General features: G+C 65.3%; 16 protein-coding genes. 9 read left to right on the top strand and 7 right to left on the bottom strand.

All coding sequences use genetic code 11. The features are described 5' to 3' along the window. The coding region (locus ASG43_RS08315; RefSeq protein ID WP_156386593.1) for a transglutaminase-like cysteine peptidase at window positions 1-672 on the top strand (672 nt) is incomplete at its 5' end. A 104-nt stretch (window positions 673-776) separates the two neighbouring features. Here the strand turns inward: ASG43_RS08315 and ASG43_RS08310 are convergent. Next, window positions 777-1,160 carry a hypothetical protein gene (locus ASG43_RS08310; protein WP_056503033.1) on the bottom strand — a complete coding sequence of 128 codons (384 nt, stop codon included), beginning with the start codon at window positions 1,158-1,160 and terminating at the stop codon, window positions 777-779. Between the two features lie 446 nt (window positions 1,161-1,606). Then, window positions 1,607-2,176, bottom strand: coding sequence for a recombinase family protein (locus ASG43_RS08305; protein WP_056503028.1), 570 nt, complete (start codon window positions 2,174-2,176; stop codon window positions 1,607-1,609). Between the two features lie 413 nt (window positions 2,177-2,589). Between ASG43_RS08305 and bcsA the strand changes: the two genes are divergently transcribed. Genes bcsA through ASG43_RS08275 form a run of 6 tightly spaced genes read left to right on the top strand, consistent with a single transcriptional unit; the run spans window position 2,590 to window position 11,743 of the window. Next, the gene (gene bcsA / locus ASG43_RS08300) at window positions 2,590-4,782 is read left to right on the top strand and encodes a UDP-forming cellulose synthase catalytic subunit (RefSeq protein WP_056503025.1); all 2,193 of its coding nucleotides are present in this window, start codon (window positions 2,590-2,592) and stop codon (window positions 4,780-4,782) included. A 14-nt stretch (window positions 4,783-4,796) separates the two neighbouring features. Continuing rightward, window positions 4,797-7,151: a cellulose biosynthesis cyclic di-GMP-binding regulatory protein BcsB gene (locus tag ASG43_RS08295; protein WP_056503021.1), complete on the top strand. Its 2,355-nt coding sequence runs from the start codon at window positions 4,797-4,799 to the stop codon at window positions 7,149-7,151. After that, on the top strand, window positions 7,148-8,227 hold the full coding sequence (locus ASG43_RS08290) for a glycosyl hydrolase family 8 (protein WP_056503019.1): 1,080 nt from the start codon (window positions 7,148-7,150) through the stop codon (window positions 8,225-8,227). Before ASG43_RS08295 ends, ASG43_RS08290 begins: the two co-directional genes overlap by 4 nt. Then, window positions 8,218-10,425, top strand: coding sequence for a hypothetical protein (locus ASG43_RS08285; protein ID WP_056503016.1), 2,208 nt, complete (start codon window positions 8,218-8,220; stop codon window positions 10,423-10,425). Before ASG43_RS08290 ends, ASG43_RS08285 begins: the two co-directional genes overlap by 10 nt. A gap of 52 nt (window positions 10,426-10,477) precedes the next feature. Then, window positions 10,478-10,792 (top strand): hypothetical protein, encoded by a 315-nt coding sequence (locus tag ASG43_RS08280; protein ID WP_056503012.1) that lies wholly within the window; start codon window positions 10,478-10,480, stop codon window positions 10,790-10,792. 33 nt (window positions 10,793-10,825) lie between these two features. Next, window positions 10,826-11,743, top strand: coding sequence for a flagellin (locus ASG43_RS08275; protein ID WP_156386591.1), 918 nt, complete (start codon window positions 10,826-10,828; stop codon window positions 11,741-11,743). Window positions 11,744-12,228: 485 nt separating this feature from the next. On the opposite strand, the gene ASG43_RS08270 is transcribed toward ASG43_RS08275, so the two are convergent. The 5 genes from ASG43_RS08270 to ASG43_RS08250 form a co-directional block, all read right to left on the bottom strand. After that, complete coding sequence (locus ASG43_RS08270) at window positions 12,229-12,537, bottom strand: hypothetical protein (protein WP_056503006.1); 309 nt, start codon at window positions 12,535-12,537, stop codon at window positions 12,229-12,231. Further along, window positions 12,534-13,211, bottom strand: a complete 678-nt coding sequence (locus ASG43_RS08265) for a ParA family protein (protein ID WP_056503005.1) — start codon at window positions 13,209-13,211, stop codon at window positions 12,534-12,536. Before ASG43_RS08265 ends, ASG43_RS08270 begins: the two co-directional genes overlap by 4 nt. Window positions 13,212-13,613: 402 nt before the next feature. Next, window positions 13,614-14,363, bottom strand: a complete 750-nt coding sequence (locus tag ASG43_RS08260) for an ATP-binding cassette domain-containing protein (protein ID WP_056503002.1) — start codon at window positions 14,361-14,363, stop codon at window positions 13,614-13,616. Continuing rightward, window positions 14,356-15,438: a ribose ABC transporter gene (locus tag ASG43_RS08255; RefSeq protein ID WP_056502999.1), complete on the bottom strand. Its 1,083-nt coding sequence runs from the start codon at window positions 15,436-15,438 to the stop codon at window positions 14,356-14,358. The genes ASG43_RS08260 and ASG43_RS08255 overlap by 8 nt, the downstream gene beginning before the upstream one ends. A 234-nt stretch (window positions 15,439-15,672) precedes the next feature. Further along, window positions 15,673-16,671: an ABC transporter substrate-binding protein gene (locus ASG43_RS08250; protein ID WP_056502996.1), complete on the bottom strand. Its 999-nt coding sequence runs from the start codon at window positions 16,669-16,671 to the stop codon at window positions 15,673-15,675. A 523-nt stretch (window positions 16,672-17,194) separates the two neighbouring features. On the opposite strand from ASG43_RS08250, the gene ASG43_RS08245 reads away from it, so the two are divergent. Then, window positions 17,195-18,109, top strand: coding sequence for a tagatose-bisphosphate aldolase (locus ASG43_RS08245; protein WP_056502993.1), 915 nt, complete (start codon window positions 17,195-17,197; stop codon window positions 18,107-18,109). Further along, the gene (locus tag ASG43_RS08240; protein WP_056502990.1) at window positions 18,106-19,545 is read left to right on the top strand and encodes an ROK family protein; all 1,440 of its coding nucleotides are present in this window, start codon (window positions 18,106-18,108) and stop codon (window positions 19,543-19,545) included. Before ASG43_RS08245 ends, ASG43_RS08240 begins: the two co-directional genes overlap by 4 nt. The last annotated feature ends 111 nt before the right edge of the window (window positions 19,546-19,656 follow it).

The raw sequence follows: 19,656 nt of genomic DNA, 5'->3' as shown, positions 1-19,656 counted from the left end.
ACTCCGATGTCCCCGCACCGATGGCGTGGAGACGAGTTCAAACATGGGTCAATTCTCGATGGAAAAACCGAAGCTGCCTGGGTCAGCTCTCAGTGGAAATCAACAATGATGACCGTTTTCACGAAGCTGATGGCTGCGGCGACCCTCGTGATTTCTTTCGGGACGGGTCCGGCGGCTCACGTCATGCCGGCGGGCTCCATCCTGCGCCATCTCACGCCGAAGAGTTTCAGCGCGACGCCGCCGCCCCTCGGCTATGCGATCTTCTGCCTGAACAATCCTGGAGACTGCCGGCAGGGCGGCGAACGCCAAGTGCGCTATACGTCCGGTCTCCTGTCGAAGCTCAACGCGGTGAACCAGTCGGTCAACCGCCAAATTCGCTACAAGAAGGACGGTCGGGATGTCTGGAAGGCCAGCGTCCGAAGCGGCGATTGTGAGGACTACGTCCTGACCAAGCGCAAGCAGCTCATCCGCCTCGGCCTTTCCCCCTCCGCCCTTCGAGTGGCGGCGGTCCGCACAAGCCGCGGCGAAGGCCATGCCGTCCTCGTCGTGAAGACCGATCGCGGCGAGCTGGTGCTCGACAGCATCAAAAAGACGATCACGCGCCGCCAGAACACCAGCTACACTTGGATTGCCATGGCATCCGAAAACCCGCGTCGATGGATCAGAAACTGACCCGATCGAAAGCGCGTCACCAACGTCAAAATCGTGAGCCGCTCGATGAATGAGGGCGGCCAAGAACCCGCCGCCTTCAAAGCAAAGCCCTAGCGTCTAAACACTTATCCGGAGCTGGCGGCAGTTTCCGTAAGACCGTCGTCTGATTCAGAAGCCTCTTTGGACGCGACAACGGTATCCACGTTGTCTTTCACGTCCTGGCTGCTAATCTCTGCCTTTGCAATCTCCTTGACAGCGGTCACGCGCGCCGCCGGCACTGCGGGATCATCTGCCAATGTCGACATAACAGAAGCAATGGCGGCATCCTTCAGAGCCGGGGTCAGAGCGGCGAGGCTGGCGATATAAGCTGCCATAATGACGGTACAATCGGCGGTTTTGCAGGCGGCGACGACATCCGCCTCGGTCGGAGGAGCAGCCTGAGCAAACGCCACCGAGGAAACGGCAATGTTCGCAGCCAATGCCAAGGCCATTTTTGCTAGCAGGCGCATCTTTACTCCTTATTTGCCTCAGAATTCTATATTGTCCTAACATGACGTGTTTTATGACGCAACGTCAATCCGCTGCTTGTAATATAAGATTACCAATGTTTTGACGCCTGTCGCCAATAGACGGGCGACCTCTGCGGGTTGTGATTATCGTAACAGATTATTACCCAGAGGAAGCTCGGGCTTGGTCTGCGTGAACTCCGTCTTCCCCTGACCTGCATCGTCGAGCCCACCAAGATGGTAGACGTTCGAGGAGCGGGGGCACACCCGATCCTCCATCGAAAATTCCAAGCGCCGCCGCACATTGGCACTAGGATTTCGTCGAAGAGTTCCCCGGTGAAGGGTTGCGCGACGTTCTCGGACAACGCGGCATAGCTCCGCGTCTCGACTGCACCGAAACAGGCCCAGCGATCGGATCGAACAAACGTACTCTCCGGCACGAGTGAGCGTCATCGAGAGGTCAGTTCCCGGTTCCCCGCCAGCGCCCGGTAGACGCTGGTGCGTCCGATCCCGAGAGCGCGGGCGATCTGCGTCGCTCCTTCCCCTGCGTCATGCCGGCGACGGATCTCGTCGTCGGGAACCGACTTCACCCGCCCGACCCCGGCATAGACCCCCCGCGCCTTCGCGGCCTCGATCCCGGCGCGCTGTCGCTCGAGGATGAACTTGCGCTCCATCTCGGCCACCATGCCGAGAACCGTGACGACGATCCGGCCGACATCGCCGCCCGTCGTCAGTTCCGGTTCCAGGACGCGGAGGGATGCGCCCTTCACCTCGAGATCGTGAACGAGGTTGAGCACGTCGCGCGTCGAGCGCCCGAGGCGATCGAGCCGGGCGACGACGAGTTCGTCGCCCTCCCGCAGGAACTGCATGAGAGTGGCCAACTCCGGACGATCGTCCACGGACTTTCCCGACGCCTTTTCCGATCGCACGACGGTACACCCCGCCGCCTGGAGCTTGCCGAGTTGAATGGCGAGATCCTGATCGGCGGAGGAAACTCGGGCATAGCCGAACCGGGCCATCTCAAAACGCTCCGATCGTACCAAAAGGGTGGCTGAAACCGGCCTTCCGTACCAAAACTAAAATAAGACCGCTACGGGGCAATCGAAAGCGCTCCAGCCGATTGTCCCATATTGGTATACCATTTTGGAACAAGTTCCATCGTATCGCCGATGAGCCTTTGCAGCTCGCGCTCGCTCCTCGACGGGAAGCGCACGATTTGGCGCCAATCCCAAACTTTCTAGTGCCGCGCAAATAGCTCATTGCCGATTTTGAATGCAAATATCAGTTTTTCTATCAAAATTTCGTGCTTCCAAGTTTTCACATTAACCGCATTTCGATGTGCTGCATTGCAATAAGCCAACATTGATGAATAAAGGTATGCTTACAGAATGAAGATTGCTGGTCTTTCTCTCTAATTTTAACGAGTTGGCACATGCGGCTGTTCTTGTTGTTTATTTTTTGGTCAATTTCGACGGTCATTGCGATCGGATTGATCACGCAGCCCATCAGTGTGCAGGCTCAGCTCTGTGTTTCCATCACGGGAATCGCGATTTGCCTCACCATTTACCTTCTGCGACTTCAAGGCGTCTGGCGATATGTCTTCCTAGCAACGGCAACCGCCGTCATCTTGCGATACGCCTACTGGCGAACAACTGCGACGCTGCCATCCGCTGATCATCTCACGAATTTCATACCCGCGATCGTCCTCTACATCGCCGAGATGTATTGTCTGCTGATGTTGGCGATGAGCCTCTTCGTCGTATCGGATCCGATCGAGAGGAAGAGAGCGCGTGAGCTCGATGAGGGTGAACTTCCGACCGTCGACGTCTTCGTGCCATCCTACAACGAGGGTGCCGATATCCTGTCGCTGACGCTCTCGGCCGCGAAGGCGATGGATTATCCGGCTGACAAGCTCAACGTCTTCCTGCTGGACGACGGCGGCACCGACCAGAAGCGGGGATCGGGCGATCCGGTCACCGCAGCGGCCGCCCAGCACCGACATGTCGAATTGCAGGCGCTCTGCGCCGAACTCGGCGTCCATTATCGCACCCGCCCCGCCAATCTCCGCGCCAAGGCCGGCAATCTCAACAGTGGTCTTGCGGCAACGCAGGGCGATCTCGTCGTCGTCTTCGATGCCGATCATGCTCCGGCGCGCGAGTTCCTGCGCGAGACGGTCGGGCACTTCCACGACGATCCCCGCCTTTTCCTCGTGCAGACGCCGCACTTCTTCTCCAATCCCGATCCGCTCGAGCGCAATCTCGGCACCTTCAAGGCGATGCCGTCCGAGAACGAGATGTTCTACGGCACCATCCAGAAGGGCCTCGACAAATGGAACGCGGCCTTCTTCTGCGGCTCGGCCGCGGTGCTCCGGCGTGCGGCGCTCGAAGAGGTCGGCGGCTTTTCCGGCGTCTCGATCACCGAGGATTGCGAGACCGCGCTCGATCTCCACTCGCGCGGCTGGAACAGCCTCTATGTCGATCGCCCGATGATTTCCGGGCTCCAGCCCGACACGTTCGCGAGCTTCATCGGGCAGCGTTCGCGCTGGTGCCGCGGCATGATCCAGATCCTGCTCCTGAAGAATCCCGCCCTTCGCAGCGGCCTCTCGCTTGCCCAGCGCATCTGCTACCTCTCCAGCGCCCTGTTCTGGTTCTTTCCCTTCATGCGGATGGTCTTCATGGCCGCGCCGCTGCTCTTCATCCTCTTCGATCTCAAGGTCTACAATGCCTCGGTCCAGGAGTTCACCGCCTATACGATCACCTACCTGATCATCGGCGAGATCCTGCGGAACTATCTCTACGGGCAGGTCCGCTGGCCGTGGATCTCCGAACTCTACGAATACGTCCAGTCGGTCTATCTCGTCCGCGCCATCGTCAGCGTTCTCGTCAATCCGCGTCGGCCGACCTTCAACGTCACGGCCAAGGGCGAGACGCTGCAGGAAACGGCCTTGTCGGAGCTCGCCCGCCCCTTCTTCGCGATCGTGGCGGTGCTTCTCTTCACCTTCGCCGTCTCGGTCTATCGCTACCAGACCGAGCCCGAGGTCGGCGGCCTCCTCCTCGTCGTCGGCGCCTGGAATCTTCTCAACCTCATGGTCGCCTCCGCCGCGCTCGGCGTGGTGATCGAGCAGCGCGAGCGACGCACCGCGCCGCGGCTCGGATTGAAGCGCAGGGCCGAACTCTGCGTCGATGACATCCTCTATCCCGTCGTCACGGAGGACGTCTCGCTCGGCGGCGCCCGCCTCCTGCCCACGGGCGCATTGCCGACGATCGTCGGGACGACCGAGGCCCGCCTCCTCGTCTCCGTCGCCGGCGATCCGCACCATCTCGGCTCGATCCCGGTCTCGCTGAAGGCTTCCACGAGCGGCGAAGGCGGCATCGCCTACGGCGTGCGATTCAAGGCCAGCATCCGCCACTATCCGCTGATCGCAGAGCTCATGCTGGCCGATATCAGCGATCTGCGCAGCCATCGCGAAAACCGCCAGGCACGGCGCTCCATCGTCACCGGAACGCTGGCCTTCCTGAAATGGGCGGCCGTCTACCCCTTCCTCGCCTGCCACCACCTCTTCTTCACCCGCAGCGGCAGCCGCGACGCGCACGGCGCGTCCGACACCGCGCGCGCCTCGGCTTGAACCGGAGACCGATCATGATCCGATCGACCATGCTTCTTCGCGCGGGGATCGCGGGATTGTGCGTCCTCGCTTTCGCGCCGGGTTCGCGGGCCGACGCGCCGGCGGCCTTCGGCATCGGCGCGACTCGCGCAAACCCTGCCGCCACGACCAGTCCGGCCTCGCTCGCGGCCCTGCCGGCCACCGCCGAGCAATTGACCTTCACCGGCGAGTCCGGATCACGGCAGTTCGCCGTCACCGTTCTCGCCGACGAGACGGCTCAACCCGCCAAGCTCGTCCTGGCGCTGGAGAGCGCGGTGTCGGTCATGCCGGAAACCTCGCTTCTGCGGGTCTTCGTCAACGACCAGCCGGCGGGCGAGACGCATCTGGGCACGGGAGAAACCGACCTTCTGTCCCTGGATCTGGCGCCCGGCCTCCTCGTGCCCGGACTGAACCAGATCCGGATCGTCCTCGACCAGCACCACCGCGTCGACTGCTCCATCGCCGGCACCTATGAGCTCTGGACCGCCATCGATCCCGAGAAAAGCGGCCTGTCCTTCCCGAACGGACCGTCCAAGGTCGCGACGCTGGACGACCTGCCCGCGCTGTCGCGCCTCTTCGGCGGCGGCGTCACGACGATCCGCGGCACATTGCCGAAGGGCACGACGGCCAAGGACACCGAGCGCATGCTCGGCCTCGTTCAATCCGTCGTCCTGAAGGGCGGCTTCCCCTCCCCCAAACTGTCCGTCGATGGGCCCGCGACCGGCGTCGCGCTCGATATCGCCCTCGGATCGCCAGCGGCGTCCGGCGGCTCGACCGGCAATACCAGCCTGCCCTTCGTTGCCTTCGAACCGTCCTCACCGGCGGGTCCTGCGCGTCTCGTCGTTACCGGCGCGACAGGTGCCGAGCTGGACCGCAACCTGGCCGACTTCGCGATGCAAGCCCGCCAGACTGCCATGACCGGCAGCGAGGCCGGCCAGAGGGCGTCACGCCAAGCGAGAGGCATCGACCTCACCAGCGGCTCGTCGGCGACCCTTGGCGACCTCGGCATGGAAAGCCGGCCCTTTGCCGGTCGCTTCTTCCGCGACAGCGTGGCCTTTCGCCTGCCGTCCGACTTCTACCCGGCCGATTATGCCGATGCCTCGTTGTCGCTCAACGCCGGCTATGCCGCGGGCCTGTCCAGCGGCGCGCAGCTGATCGTGCGCGCCAATGGTCTCGTCGTGGCCACGATCCCGCTGAGCTCGAGCAAGCGCGGCCTCATCGAGAACCAGAGGCTGCGCCTGCCGCTCGGCACGCTGCGACCGGGAACGAACGTCCTCAGCTTCGAGGCGAACCTTCCCAATGCCTCCGACGCCGCCTGCGATCCGGCGGAGCAGGCATCGCCCGCGACGCGCTTCCTGTTGTCCGACACGTCGGTCCTGACGCTGCCCGACCTTGCCCGCGTCGGGCACGTGCCGGACCTGTCGACGACGATCTCGGGCGGCGGCAAGGGCCGCGACCACGACCTGACGGTCTATCTTCCCAAGCTCGACCCGGCGCGCCTCGCCACCGCCGGCACGTTCATCGCCAAGCTCGCCGCCTCGGCCGACACGTATTTCCGCCCCGACGTCGTCACGACCATGCCCTTCGACGAAACGCGGCACCTCATCGGCTTCGGCAGCTATTCCGAGCTGCCGCCGGAGCTTCTCTCGGCGGTGCGCCTCGCTGTCCCCGGCCAGAATCTGGGCGACGCGGAGGCGCCCTCGCTCCTCGTCGGCCAGGCGAAGGCTGCCGGCATCGTCGCGCCCTGGCAGACGGTGTTCGGGGCGAAGGAGGAGGATGCAGCAGGCTTGGAACCTGCGGCAGGAGCCGCGCCGGAGGCGGCAGGCGGCTTCGCCGCCGCTCTGCCGACCGCCGGCGCGTTGATGGAGGGTGTCGGCGATCTCGGCAGCCGGCTCACCGACGGCCTTCTCGCGCTCACCGGGTTCGGCGGCGAGGCTTCCAAGGATCTGACCTCGACCCGCCTCTTCCAGCCCGGCAAGGACACCCGGCTCGTGATCGCGCAAGGCGCCGCGCCGATCGCCAAGAGCGGTGCCTGGACCGTCGTCGCGGCCGCCGATGCCGCCACGCTCGATGCCGGCGTCGATCTCCTGACGCGCTCCGACCGCTGGGCCGCGATCGGCGGAGCCGTGTCGACCCTCGAGGGCAGCGACGCCGCTTTGCGCTCGATCGCCGCCGGCGAGGAGCGTCTCTACGAAACCCAGCCCTTCAGCCTCTTCAACACCCGCCTCGTGGTGGCAGGCTGGTTCTCCCGGCATTTCGAGAGCTATGCCGTGGCGCTGCTCGTCGCCTGCCTCTTCCTGGGCGTCAGCACCTTCCTGCTCCTGCGCAACATCGGGGAGGGTCGTCGATGAAGCGGATCGCGGTCCTGGCGGGTGCCCTCGTGCTGGCCTTCCTCGCCCAGATTCCCGAAGGCCGAGCCACGCAGGCGCCGGAGGCTGCCGTTTCGACCGAGGATTACCTGATCGGCTCCTGGGAGCTCTACCGGGCCCGTTTCGTCACCGAGGACGGTCGCGTCACCGACGACGACAACGGCATGATCAGCCACAGCGAAGGCCAGGGCTACGGCATGCTGATCGCGGTTTCCGCCGACGACCGTGCGACGTTCGAGCGACTCTGGACCTGGACCCAGCGCGAACTGATGGTGCGGGAGGATGCGCTGGCGGCCTGGCGCTGGGATCCGCGGGCGACGCCCCATGTCACCGACCGCAACGATGCGACCGATGGGGATCTCCTGATCGCCTGGGCGCTGCTCAGAGCCTCCGAACGCTGGAAGGTCGCGGCCTACCGCGACGAAGCCAAGCGGATCGTCGACGACCTCGCCGACCTCGCCACCGCCGACAGCCGCTATGGCCGGATCCTTCTGCCCGCCGTCGAGGGGTTCTCGAAGACCGCGCAGCCGGACGCACCGGTGGTCAACCTGTCCTATTGGGTGCTGCCGGCGATCGCCGAACTCGAACCGATCTCGGCCAAGCTCGCCGCCGCCCGGCTGATCGACAGCGGCCTGGCGCTGATCGAGGCGGCGCGCTTCGGCCCGGCCCAGATCCCGAGCGATTGGATCGGGCTCGGCGGCGCGGAGGCGCCGAAGCCCGCCGCGAACTTCCCGCCGCAATATGCCTACAACGCGGTTCGCATTCCGCTCTATCTCGCCTGGTACGGACGCGACGACGCCCTCGTGGAGCCGTTCGCCAAGGCCTGGATCGAGGCCGGCGCGATCCAGCCGAAGGCGATCGAGGTCGAGACCGGCGCCGGTGTCGGCGCCATGACGGGGCCGGGCTACCTCGCTCTGTCCGATCTCCTGGCCTGCAGCCTCCAGCGGACCGAGACCGTGGATGCGGCCAAGCGCTTCGAGCCCACGACCTATTACCCCAGCACGCTTCATCTCCTGAGCCTGATGGCTCTTTCCGAAAGGTATCCGCAATGCCTCTGAGGAAATCGCTTTTCCTTGTCTCGATCGCGGCGCTCAGCGTGTCCGCCGCCCTCGCCCAGCCGCTCGGCCATTCGACGCGGATCGCGGTGGCCCCGTCGGAAGCCGAGGACCCCTTCGCAGCACCGGCTTCCAATGGGGCCGGCACGACAGGTTTCGTCGATCCCCTGAACGTCGACCTCGGCGCGCCGACGCCGGCACGGGCCGCCACGATCCCCGCGGCCATGATGCCGCCGCCGGACATCTTCGGCACGGTGCCTGCCACGACCCCACAGCCGCGCCCGATCTCGGACGGACGGGCCGGCGCCAATCCCTTCGCCGCGGCCGCGCCGCGTCAAGGCACGGTCCAGACCGCCGCCGTCGCCAATCCCTTCGCGCTGCCGGCAGAACCCGCGGCGTCCCCGGCCCCGTCCGGCGCGCCCTTCTCGCTCGAGGAGCCCAAGCCGGCCTCCGGCGGCGGCGAAGGCGGCGTCAAGCCGGTCGATGAGACCGCGCTGCGCTATTACGCCTCGCAGCGCGACCTCGTTCGCGTCGGCGCGGAGATCCGGCGCCTGAAATCGCTCCATGGCGGATGGCAGCCGCCGCGCGATCTCTTCGCGCCGGTGAACACGGTCGACGAGCAACCGCTCTGGGACCTCTACGCCAAGGGCGCCTATGCCGAGGTGCGCCGCGGCATCGAGCGGCTGAAGGTGGAAGCGCCGACCTATGTCGCCTCAAGCGACCTCATGGCGAAGCTGGCGGATGCCGAGACGCGCCAGAGCGTCCAGCAGGCCGCCTCGCGGGGCGATTGGACCGGCGCCATCTCGGCTGCAGAAGCGCGGCCGGGCCTCCTCGTCTGCTCCAACATGGACGTTCTCTGGACCGTCGGCGAGAGCTTCGCGCGCCTGCGGAACATGGCGAAGGCTTATGATCTCTACGCTTATGTCCTCGACACCTGCGAGGTGCCGGCGGAGCGCCAGGCGACCTTCCAGAAGGCGGCCGCCCTGCTGCCGCCGGAGGGCGTCAGCGCCCTCGTCGCCCTGGGCCGCACGGGGCCGGACGGGCGCGGCGAGTTCGACAGCCTGCGCTTCGACGGTCTGCGCCGGCAGATGGCGGAGGCGGCCGAGAGCGGCGCGCCGCTCGCGGCATCGCAGGAGCTCGCGGCCTATGCCGATTTCGTGCGCGCCTCGCGCTCGGCTTCCGACATGAGCCAGATCGGCTGGTATTTCTTCGGCCAGCAGAACTGGGATCGCGCCGGGCAATGGTTCCGCGCGAGCCTGGATGCGGGCGGCGATGCCAAGAGCACGGAAGGCTATCTCCTGGCGCTGCGCAACGGCGGCGCCTTCGCGGATGCCGAGCGCCTCGGCTTTCGCACCTACCGCCTCTCGCCCGACATCGCGAAGGTCTATGTCGAGATGATCTCGGAGGCGCTGACGGACGAGCCCAGTTCGCACGAAGCCCGTTCGGGCGAAGCGGACACAGACGCGCTGGACATGCGGGAAACGGGCAGGGGCGAGGCCGAGGTGACGCCGGACATGCGCGCCCGCTTCGAGCGCGTCGTCGTCGACACGAAGTCGCCCCTCGGCGCCCAGGCGCTCGGCTGGTCGCTGATCTCCGATCGCCGATCGCCGATCGCCGAGGAGAAGGCGAAGGACGCACGGGCCTGGTTCGAGCGATCGGTTGCCTGGAAGCCGACGGAGGAAGGCGTCGTCGGCCTTGCCGTCGCGGCCGCGCGCCTGAAGGACGGAGCCGCGCTCAAGCGCATCCGCGCCGAATACGGAGCGGACTTCCCGGCCTTGGCCGAGATCTCGCAGGTCGAGACCCGAACGGCCTCCGCCAAGCCGAGCGCCGGCGAGCCCCGGAAGCAGGGCTCCGGCAAGGCGGCCGTTCGCAGGGCCAGCAAGACATCCGGTGGCGGCGGTGGCGGCGACAAGTTGATGCGCGAGGCGAACCGGCTCTTCCAGGCCGGCGACTACGAGGGCTCGCTTGCCGCGCTCGACCGGCGCGAGGCCAAGCGCGGCAAGGCCTATGACGCGGAGATGCTGCGCGGCTGGGCCAACCACAAGCTCCACCGCTGGGACAAGGCGCGCGCGGCCTTCAAGGGCCAGGACAAGGTCCGCTCCACCCGCGACACCCGCTTCGGCATCGGCGCCACGACCAATTCCCAATACCGAACCTGGTCGGAAACGCAGAACCGGTGCACGACCTGGGGCAAGTGCTGACGGGGGACTCCCCCAAACCACCGACATCCTCTCGAAACGCCGGACCGAGATCTTGGTCAGCGTCATCGCACGATCTCCGATCGAGGCGGCGAACGGAACCGTTCGCCGCCTCGATGCCATTTGGGATGCCCGTCTCACGAACCGGCCCGCTCGTGTCTGCGCAGCGGTCGAAGCGGTGGTCACCGGCAGGGATCGCCCGCTCCTGCGGCGAATCCGGGTCTCGGATGGCCGCGAGGCGGGCCTTCGCCCCGTGCGGCCCGAATTCTCCATGCGTTTTCAAACCGCGCGATCCCGCATGGTGAACAAGATCTCATCACACACCCGACAAATCGATCGATCCGATTTCAAGATCATTTTCTACAATTGATCGAGATATTGCCAAATACAGGATTGCATCAAATTGTCTGAATTCCAGAATGCAGTCCTTTGGAGCTCAGACCCTATCAATATCCCTGCAAGCAACGAGGTGTTGCTTGAAACGGGGAAAAGAACAATGGTCTCGATCAACTCTACTGCCAACTCTGCAGTTCTCGCCAACCTCCGCCAGATCAACAACGACATCGCGACCTCGCAGATGCGCATCGGCACTGGCAAGCGTGTCAATTCCGCTGCCGACGATGCCTCCGCCTGGAAGATGGCACAGACGATCCGATCCGACATGAAAGCCCAGAGCAACCTTGCCACCGGCATTGCCCGCTCCAAAGGACGCGCCGACGCAGCGATCAAGGCCATCGATAGCATTGTCACACTAGTCGGAAAGATCAAGGAAGTCGCCGATGGTGTTACGACCTCGAACGCGGACGCAGCCGGCATAACCGTCGCTACGAATAAGGTGACCGCACTGGAGGCACAGATCGCTTCTGTTCTGAGCGGAGCTGGCTTCGACGGAGACAACTGGCTGAACACCGCCACTGCCACCAAAACAACGACCATCGGTATTAATTCTGGCGCGCCCGCAACCGTTGCTGTCTCGACAATTGATATCAGCCTTGCTGCTAGTTATACTGCCGTCACTGGTGCTGCCACGACGACCGTCGCTGAATTTGGAACTCTCAGCGGACTTATCACGACACTGGTCGATACCCTGAGTGGCTATCAAGGCACACTGTCCACCTTCTCCGAATCCCTCGGCATCCAGCAGGATTTCCAGACGGCGATGAAGTCCGTTCGTGAGACCGCGCTGAGCAACCTCGTCGATGCCGATCTAACAGAGGAGAACGCCAAGATTTCCGCTCTTCAGACCCAGCAGGCTCTCGCCTATCAGGCTCTCTCGATCGGCAACGCCGCCTCGCAGAACATCCTGCGCCTCTTCCAGTAAGCCGCACCGGGCGAGCCCTAGCGTCTCCCCGTCGCCACGCCGCTCGACGGCTTACCAGATGCCCTCCGGTGCTCCCCGTGCCGGAGGGTTCTTCATGTCCGAAGCGACATGCTTCACGAGATCCGAACGGCAAAGGCCGTCGATCCCGTTTCATTCACCACTCTATCACGCTGAAAACGTTCATCATCTTTGGCGGCACTTCGTTCATCGCCAAGGGGCCATCCTGTGTCCATCGAAGCCGGACATCGGCGGGGCGGAGGGGAGCCAACCCCTCCCAGGGAATGCGTCGCAGCGTCCGCTGCACCCTTCAAAGAGGACGATGGTCATGAACCAGGACATCAGCCGCACCGCCCGTCCCGCGCTCGCGGTGCTTCCCGCGCCGAGCCTGCGGACCGAGAGCATCCTCGCTCTCTTTCGCTGACGAAAAAGCCGGCGCTCGTGCCGGCTTTCCCCATAGATTCACCTCCCGAATGCGCCGGGGGCTCTCAGCCCTTGGGATCGTGGATGCCGAGGTCGCGCATCATCTTCGTCAGGGCCTGCGGGTAGGACAGGTTGTTCTCCTGGCAATATTTGACGAAGGCGTTGGAGACCGAGAGCTTCACGCGCATGTTCAGGCTGACGCTGGGCTCGCCGTCGCGCTCGCGTCGGAAGACGCGCTCCTCGGGCTCGCGCGAGGTGAAGCCCAGCCGTTCCGCCGCGGCGTCCCGGCCCGGCGCGGCGTCGCGGCGCGACGCGGGTTCGTCGATCCGCCGGCCCTCGGGCACGTTCGAGATCAGGTCCTTCAAGCCACTCATGCCGCTGCCTTCGCGTTGTCGCTGAGGATCGTCACGACCTCCCGGGTGAAATGCTCGGCGTTCTCGATCGCCTTCGGAACCCCCGCGACGCTCGGCGCCGACATCTCGGACAGCGCCCGCTTCAGGGTGAACATGGCCTTGAAGGCCACGCGCTCGCAGAGCTTGGTGTTGAGGCACGGCACATGGGCGTTGCGCAGGTCCTGCGCGATTTCCTTCTCGATCCGGGACTCGATCAGGGCGGCCGTGCGCGTGAAGACGGCGCGGTAGGGAATCGTGCGCCCCAGGCCCTCTTCCTCCTCGCGGATGAGCTGGATCGCGCGGGCCGCCTGATTGGCGTCCACCGTGCTCGGCTGGATCGGGATGAGAACGAGATGGGCCCGCTGCAGGGCGCGCGAGGTCATCCGGCTCGCCGTTCCCTCGAGATCGATGATCAGGAACTTCGTCTTGCCGCGAAACCCCTCGATCCGGCTGTAGATGGTGCCTTCCGTGACGTCCCCATGGACCTCGACGGAATTGGCGGAATCGCCCCGGCGCCATTCCGCGATCGGCTTGTTCGGATCGCAGTCGAGAATGACGACGGCAGCGCCGGCATCGGCGAGGGTCGTGGCGAGAACCAGCGCCGTCGTGGACTTGCCTGCCCCGCCCTTCGGGTTTGCGACCGCGATCACCTGCATCGTCCGCTCCTTCGATCTCGTTCAGCGTGGCATCAAGGCAAGGCGTTCGATCACGTTCGAATGCCTGCAGCAGCGTCCGAACGCCGTGTGTGGCGCCAGCCCGCACCTGCTTGCTTCAAATTGCCCGCCGATGCTTCAGGAAGGGTTAACACGCCACCGGAAGCGACCACAACCAACCCGTCGCTACATATTGCGTTCAAGTGTTATAAATAGCGTCTTGTTGCGTTTAAATGCGTTCAGATGCGTTTTGGTGCTTTTGATTGCGTCGAAACGCGATCGATCACGCCGCACCGCGACCTATGCATCGTCCTGGAAATCGGCGTTCCATTGCAGGACGATGCCGTGATCCGAAGTCGGGAGCCTTCGCCGTACGTCCAAAGGGACGCACGGTCCTCAAGGTACTCAGCCGCCCACCATCAGCTTCACCACCTCGTCATGCGTCGTCTCGGAGATCCGGCGCTCGCCGGCCTCGACGCCGCGGCGCAGCACGACGATGCGGTCGGAGACGGCGAAAATGTCCTGGAGGTTGTGCGAGATGAAGATGACGCCGCGCCCCTGGGCTTTCAGCTGGTGGATCAGCGAGATCACCTTGCGCTGCTCCGGAACGCCGAGCGCGGCCGTCGGCTCGTCCATGATGAGGATGCGCGCGTTCCAGTAAACCGCGCGCCCGATCGCCACGGCCTGGCGCTGGCCGCCCGAGAAGTTCGAGACCGGGGCATCGGTGCGCGAGACGTGGAAGTCGAGAAGCGCCATCGTGTCGCGCGCGGCCTGCGCCATCTTCTTGCGGTCGAGGACCGGCAGGAAACCGAACTTCCTCGTCATCGGTTCGCGGCCGAGGAAGATGTTGCCGCCGATCGTCAGGTTGTCGGCGAGCGCGAGATCCTGGTAGATCGTCTCGATGCCGCTGTCGCGCGCCTCCTGCGGGGTGGCGAAGGAGACGGGCTTGCCGTCGAGCTTCACCGTGCCGGAGGTCGGGCGGAAGACGCCCGAGATCGCCTTGATCAGCGTCGTCTTGCCCGCGCCGTTGTCGCCGGCGAGCGCCACCACCTCGCCCGGACGGATCGTCATGGAGAAGTCGTTCAGCGCGCGCACGGCGCCGAAATGCTTGGACAGGTTGGTGACTTCGAGGATCGGCTGAGCGGCGTTACTCATCGATGCGACCTCCGCTGAACCGGCGCTGGGCCTGGTCGATCAGAACCGAGATGATGATCACGACGCCGACGCTGATGAACTGCCAGAACGGCTCGACGTTCACGAAGACGAGGCCGTACTGGATGACGGCGATGACGAAGGCGCCCGCCACCGTGCCGAGAATGGTGCCGGACCCGCCGAAGAGGCTGGCGCCGCCGATGACGACCGCGGCCACGCAATCCAGAAGCAGCGGCTCGCCGGCCTGCGCTGCGCCCGCGTTGAAGCGCGCGGAATAGACGACGCCGGCAAGACCCGCGCAGGCCGCCGAAAGGATGTAGAGCCGGAGGAGATGCCACTTGATGTCGATGCCCGAGCGGCGGGCCGCCTGGACGTTGGCGCCGATGGCATAATTGTGCTGCCCGAAGCGGGTCTGGCTGAGAAGATAGTGCATCACCAGCACGAAGATGGCCGTGATGATCACGATGTAAGGCACGCTGAAGATGCGTCCGTTGCCGATCGCCGCGAAGACCGTGTTCTTGATCGGAACGGTCGTGCCGTTGGCCAGGAGGAAGGCGACTCCGCGCGCGACGCCGAACATGCCGAGCGTGCCGATGAAGGGGGGGACGCGCAGCCGCGAGATCAGGAGCCCGTTGACCGCGCCTGGAATGGCGGCCGCGGCGACCGCGACGAGCGTTCCAAAGAGCACCGCCATCGGCAGGCCCATGCCCGGCGTCGCCCAGTTGATCGCATGGGCCGCGACGACGGCGGCCAGCCCCATCACGAAGCCCATCGACAGATCGATGCCGCCGGAGATGATGACGAAGGTCTGCCCGGTCGCCAGCAGCAGCGGCGCGACCGCGAAGATCGCGATGGACTGGATGTTGAAGCTGTTGAGGATGAAGGTCCCGCCGAAGGAGGATCGCGACCAGATCTCGAAGCCGACGATCAGCGCGGCGAGGAAGAGCCAGGCCCGGAGGTCGGCGATGCGCTGGACGATCGTGCGCGCCGTATCGGCGTGGTCGGCCTGCGGTTTGACATGCGGACTTTCCGACGGCGGATGCCCGGCGTGCGGCGCGTCCGATAGGGATGCGGTCATGGTTTCACCTGCCCGGCGGGAAAGCCGCCTTCTCGTGTCGCGATCTGTGGGTCACCCGGTCGCGGGCAGCGCGAGGCGCGCCCCTCTGTCCTGCCGGACATCTCCTCTCAAGGGGGAGATCCGTCTCGTCGGCGTCGCCGAAGCCATCGATCGCCCCTCCAGGGGAAGATCGATGGCAAGCCGGAGGGGGTGCCTCGCACCGACCCTTCGAACCGATTTCGTCGTCAGGCCGGACTATTCGGAATAGACGTACTTCGCCACGTTCGGATCGGTGACGTTGGTCTTGTCGATGATCGTGAAGCCCGTGCCGATCGAGACCGGAATGGATTGGCCGGTGAGGTGGGCATAGGCGGACATGACGCCGTAATAGCCGATCTCGGCGGGGTGCTGGGCGATCGCGGCATCGACGAGGCCGGAGGTGATGTTGTCGACGATCGAACCCGGCGCGTCGAAGGCGATGACCTTCACAGCTCCGGTCTGGCCCGCCTGCTGCACGCCGTTGCCCGCGCCGATGGCCGAGAAGAGGTTCGCGCCGAAGACGCCCTTGAGGTCCGAGTTGCGGGCATAGACGGCCTGGAGCTGGCTGGCGGCCTTGTTCGCGTCGTTCTCGTTGTACTGCGTGTCGAGCACGGTGATCTTCGGGAAGTTCTCGGCCATTTCGGCCTTGAAGCCCTCTTCGCGCTGGTCGGTCGTGGAAATGCCGGGCTTCACGTTGGAGACGTAGACCTTGCCGCCCTCGTCGCCGATCGCTTGGGCGAGGGCACGGGCCGCCATGCGGCCGCCCAGCACGTTGTCGGAGGCGATGTAGGCGAGCGGGAAATCCGCCTCGCCGGCGCCGGTCTGGTATTTCCCGGTGCCGATGAACGTGTCGACGGTGATCACCGCGATTCCGGCGTCATGCGCCTTGCGCAGCGGTTCGACGAGCTGCGTCACGTCCGTCGGGGCGATCAGGATCGCGTCCGGCTTGCGGGCGATCGTCGCGTCGAGCACGGGAACCTGGACCACGGGATTGAATTCGGGGCCGCCCTGGAACACGAGTTCCACGCCGAGCGCATCGGCGGCGGCCTGCGCGCCCTTGCGCATGGTGATGTAGAAGGCATCGGTCGTGAGGCCCGGAATGAGGGCGATGGTGTACTTCTTGCCTTCCTGGGCGTGGCCGGGAACGGCGACGAGGCCGATGGATGCGGCGACGGCCAGTCCCGTCATCGCCTTCAAGATCGAACGACGCTTCATGGTTTCCTCCCTCGGACGAGCGGCCTCCACATGCGCTCCCACACATGTTCACCAGAGGCGATCCGCTCCCGCGGATCTAGCGCTCAAGGGCTGCATGATCTCCCTGCGTCACGGGAACCGTCAAGTGCAAATATTTTCTGAAAGCAATTTCAATCAGGGATGACGATGATTTCCCTCGATCGAGACACGGGGAAAAGGCCGAAGGCTGTGAACGAGCGGAACGGCAGGGGGCCTGATCGACGCCAGGGCTAGAAGGGGAGAGCCAACCATTGCTCTCGTCCTGGCTGCGCTTGGAAAAGGCAGCGATCACCATCACACGAAGAAAGAACTTTCGCTTCAACACGCGGATCGGTGGAAAACACGATCCATCAAAGCCATTGGCACTCGATTGCAATTCCTTTCAGAAATATGTTACAGAGGGAAAGGCGATCCTTTGTGGTTCGCAGACCCTTCTCGATGCATTGCGACCGACACGGCGGTCTCCGAACAGGAAGGCCGCCTTCCGGAGCGAAAGGAACGACGCATGGCCCGCATGACCACGGCAGAATTGCGCGGATACCACCAGATCTGCGGCCGGGACGGCGCGATGATGGTGATCGCCTGCGACCAACGCGGCGGCATGCGCACGCTGCTGGCCAGCGATCCCGCCGAACAGGCCCGGATCGGCAACGACGTTCTCGGGCTGACGAAGGCCGACATCACACGGCATCTCGCCTCCGAAGCGAGCTGCGTCCTCGTCGATCCGATCTGCGCGGTGCCCCACCTCGTCGACGACGCCGTCATCGCCCGCGACACCGCCCTCCTGATCGGCCTCGATGCTTCGGGCTGGGACACGTCGCCCGAGGGCTATCGCCTGTCCAAGCTCGTCGACGGCGTCGGCGCGCGCCAGGTCCGCGCGCTCGGCGGCACCGGCGGCAAGATCATGGTCTATCTGCGCTCCGACACGCCGGCGGCCAACACCCACAACATCGCCATCCTGGAACAGGTGATCGCCGACTTCGCTGAGGAAGATCTCTTGCTCGTCGTGGAGTTCCTGACCTATGCGCTGGAGGGCGAAAGTCCGGAGGCCTACAAAGCCAGGATCCCGGAGCTGATCCAGGGCGGCACGCGCATCTGCCTCGACCTCGGCTCCAAGGTCCTGAAGCTTCCCTATCCCGGCTCGCCGGAGTCCTGCGCAGCCGTCACGGCTCTGTCGGGCGACGTGCCCTGGGCCATCCTGTCGGCGGGCGTCGATCACGAGACCTTTCTCGGCCAGGTCGAGATCGCCATGGCCAACGGCGCCTCGGGCGTCATCGCGGGCCGCTCTCTCTGGAAGGACTGCATCTCGCTCGATCGCGCCATCACGCGCCAGCGTCTCGAGACCATCGCCGTGCCGCGCCTGCGCGAGATCCAGGCCGTGATCGCGCGGCATCGAACGCAGGCCGCGAAGGTCGCATGAGCGGCGAGCCGTCCTCGATCGGCATCGACATCGGGGGAACCCATCTGCGGGCCGCGCGCGTGGACGGGGAGGGGAGGATCCTGGCCCGTGCCCGGGCGGCGAGCTCGCCCGATCCCGCCGTGGTTCTCGATCGGATCGAAGCGCTTGTGGCCGAGATCGACGACGCCTCGGTTGCAGGCATCGGCATTGGCGTTCCCGGACGGGTGGATTTCGAGGCCCGACGGGTTCTCTCGGGCGGTTACGTGGATCTCTCCGCAACACCCCTCGCCGAACGGCTGGAGGCGCGCTTCAAGCATCCCGTCGTGATCGACAACGATGCCAGCATGGCGCTTCTCGGCGAAGCGGCCGTCGGCGCGGCGCGCGGTGCGCGGCACGTCGTGATGCTGACCATCGGCACCGGCATCGGCGGCGCGATCCTCGAAGGCGGTCGGCTCGTACGCGCCCGCGGCACTGCCGGCCAGCTCGGGCATGTCTCGATCGACCCGAAGGGCCTGCACTGCGTCTGCGGCAAGCGCGGCTGCGTCGAGACGGTCAGCTCGGGCACCGCGCTCGGCCGCCACATCAAGGATGCGGGTCTTCCCGCCGAGACGACGGCCGCCGAACTTCTCGCACGGCAGGAGGCGGGCGAACCCGTCGCGACCTCCGTTCTGTCCGCCTGGGCCATGCCCCTGCGGATCGCGATCGACAGTCTCGTGGCATCGCTCGATCCCGAGATCGTGGTGCTGGGCGGCGGGCTCGGACACGCGGCGGCGGCCGCTCTGGCCAGCCAGCCGACGGATCCGTCCTGGTACGAGGCTCCGGTCTCCCCGGCCCGGCTCGGCGACGATGCCGGCGTCATTGGCGCCGCCCGTGCCGCCCGTGCCGCCATGCCCGAGCGATCGGGCTCCAAGCGGATCGTCCTCGTGAATGGCGTTCCCGCCAGCGGCAAGAGCGGCGTTGCCGCGAGCCTCGGACACGCCCTGGGATGGCCCGTGATCACCCTCGACACGATCAAGAACCCGTTTCTGGAGGAGATCGAGGCCGTCGACCGTCCCTTCAACCGAAAGCTCGGGCGAGCGAGCCTGAAAGCGATGTTCGCCATCGTCCGGGACGCGCCCGCGGGCACGCGTTTCATCCTCGATGCCTGGTTCGGCTTTCAGCCGCGGGAGCTGATCGATGCGCTCCTCGCCGAGGCGGGCGTCGACGCCGCCGCCGAGATCTGGTGCACCGCGCCGCCCGTCCTCATCGGCGAGCGCTACGGGCGACGTGCGAGGCTGAGGCCGCCCGGCCATCCCGGGGTGGAGTACGTGCCGGAGCTCGTCGCCCTCGCCGAACGCGCTCGGCCCCTCGGTTTGACGGAGATGATCGAGGTGGACACGACCCGCGCCTTCGACGTGGAACCGATCCGGCAATGGCTGCTCCGTCCATCGCAGGCAGCCTGGCCCGCATCGGCCTGACAAGACAGTCTGGCAGGCGTTCGATCCACTTTCTTCAGTCGAGCTTGGGAACCTTCCCGGCATCCCGATGTTCTGCGGCCACGCGGGGATTGGCCCGCCTGAGTTCATGGG

The sequence above is a fragment of the Aureimonas sp. Leaf454 genome, from assembly GCF_001424685.1.
In the GTDB taxonomy this organism is placed as follows: Bacteria; Pseudomonadota; Alphaproteobacteria; order Rhizobiales; family Rhizobiaceae; genus Plantimonas.
This window is presented reverse-complemented; position numbering and strand designations above follow the sequence as displayed.

Coding starts and splice junctions, on each gene's coding strand:
- ASG43_RS08310 (WP_056503033.1), bottom strand. CDS start 1,160: ATGCGCCTGCTAGCAAAAATGGCCTTGGCATTGGCTGCGAACATTGCC.
- ASG43_RS08255 (WP_056502999.1), bottom strand. CDS start 15,438: ATGACCGCATCCCTATCGGACGCGCCGCACGCCGGGCATCCGCCGTCG.
- ASG43_RS08305 (WP_056503028.1), bottom strand. CDS start 2,176: ATGGCCCGGTTCGGCTATGCCCGAGTTTCCTCCGCCGATCAGGATCTC.
- ASG43_RS08265 (WP_056503005.1), bottom strand. CDS start 13,211: ATGCAGGTGATCGCGGTCGCAAACCCGAAGGGCGGGGCAGGCAAGTCC.
- ASG43_RS08285 (WP_056503016.1), top strand. CDS start 8,218: ATGCCTCTGAGGAAATCGCTTTTCCTTGTCTCGATCGCGGCGCTCAGC.
- ASG43_RS08295 (WP_056503021.1), top strand. CDS start 4,797: ATGATCCGATCGACCATGCTTCTTCGCGCGGGGATCGCGGGATTGTGC.
- ASG43_RS08260 (WP_056503002.1), bottom strand. CDS start 14,363: ATGAGTAACGCCGCTCAGCCGATCCTCGAAGTCACCAACCTGTCCAAG.
- bcsA (WP_056503025.1), top strand. CDS start 2,590: ATGCGGCTGTTCTTGTTGTTTATTTTTTGGTCAATTTCGACGGTCATT.
- ASG43_RS08250 (WP_056502996.1), bottom strand. CDS start 16,671: ATGAAGCGTCGTTCGATCTTGAAGGCGATGACGGGACTGGCCGTCGCC.
- ASG43_RS08270 (WP_056503006.1), bottom strand. CDS start 12,537: ATGAGTGGCTTGAAGGACCTGATCTCGAACGTGCCCGAGGGCCGGCGG.
- ASG43_RS08290 (WP_056503019.1), top strand. CDS start 7,148: ATGAAGCGGATCGCGGTCCTGGCGGGTGCCCTCGTGCTGGCCTTCCTC.
- ASG43_RS08240 (WP_056502990.1), top strand. CDS start 18,106: ATGAGCGGCGAGCCGTCCTCGATCGGCATCGACATCGGGGGAACCCAT.
- ASG43_RS08245 (WP_056502993.1), top strand. CDS start 17,195: ATGGCCCGCATGACCACGGCAGAATTGCGCGGATACCACCAGATCTGC.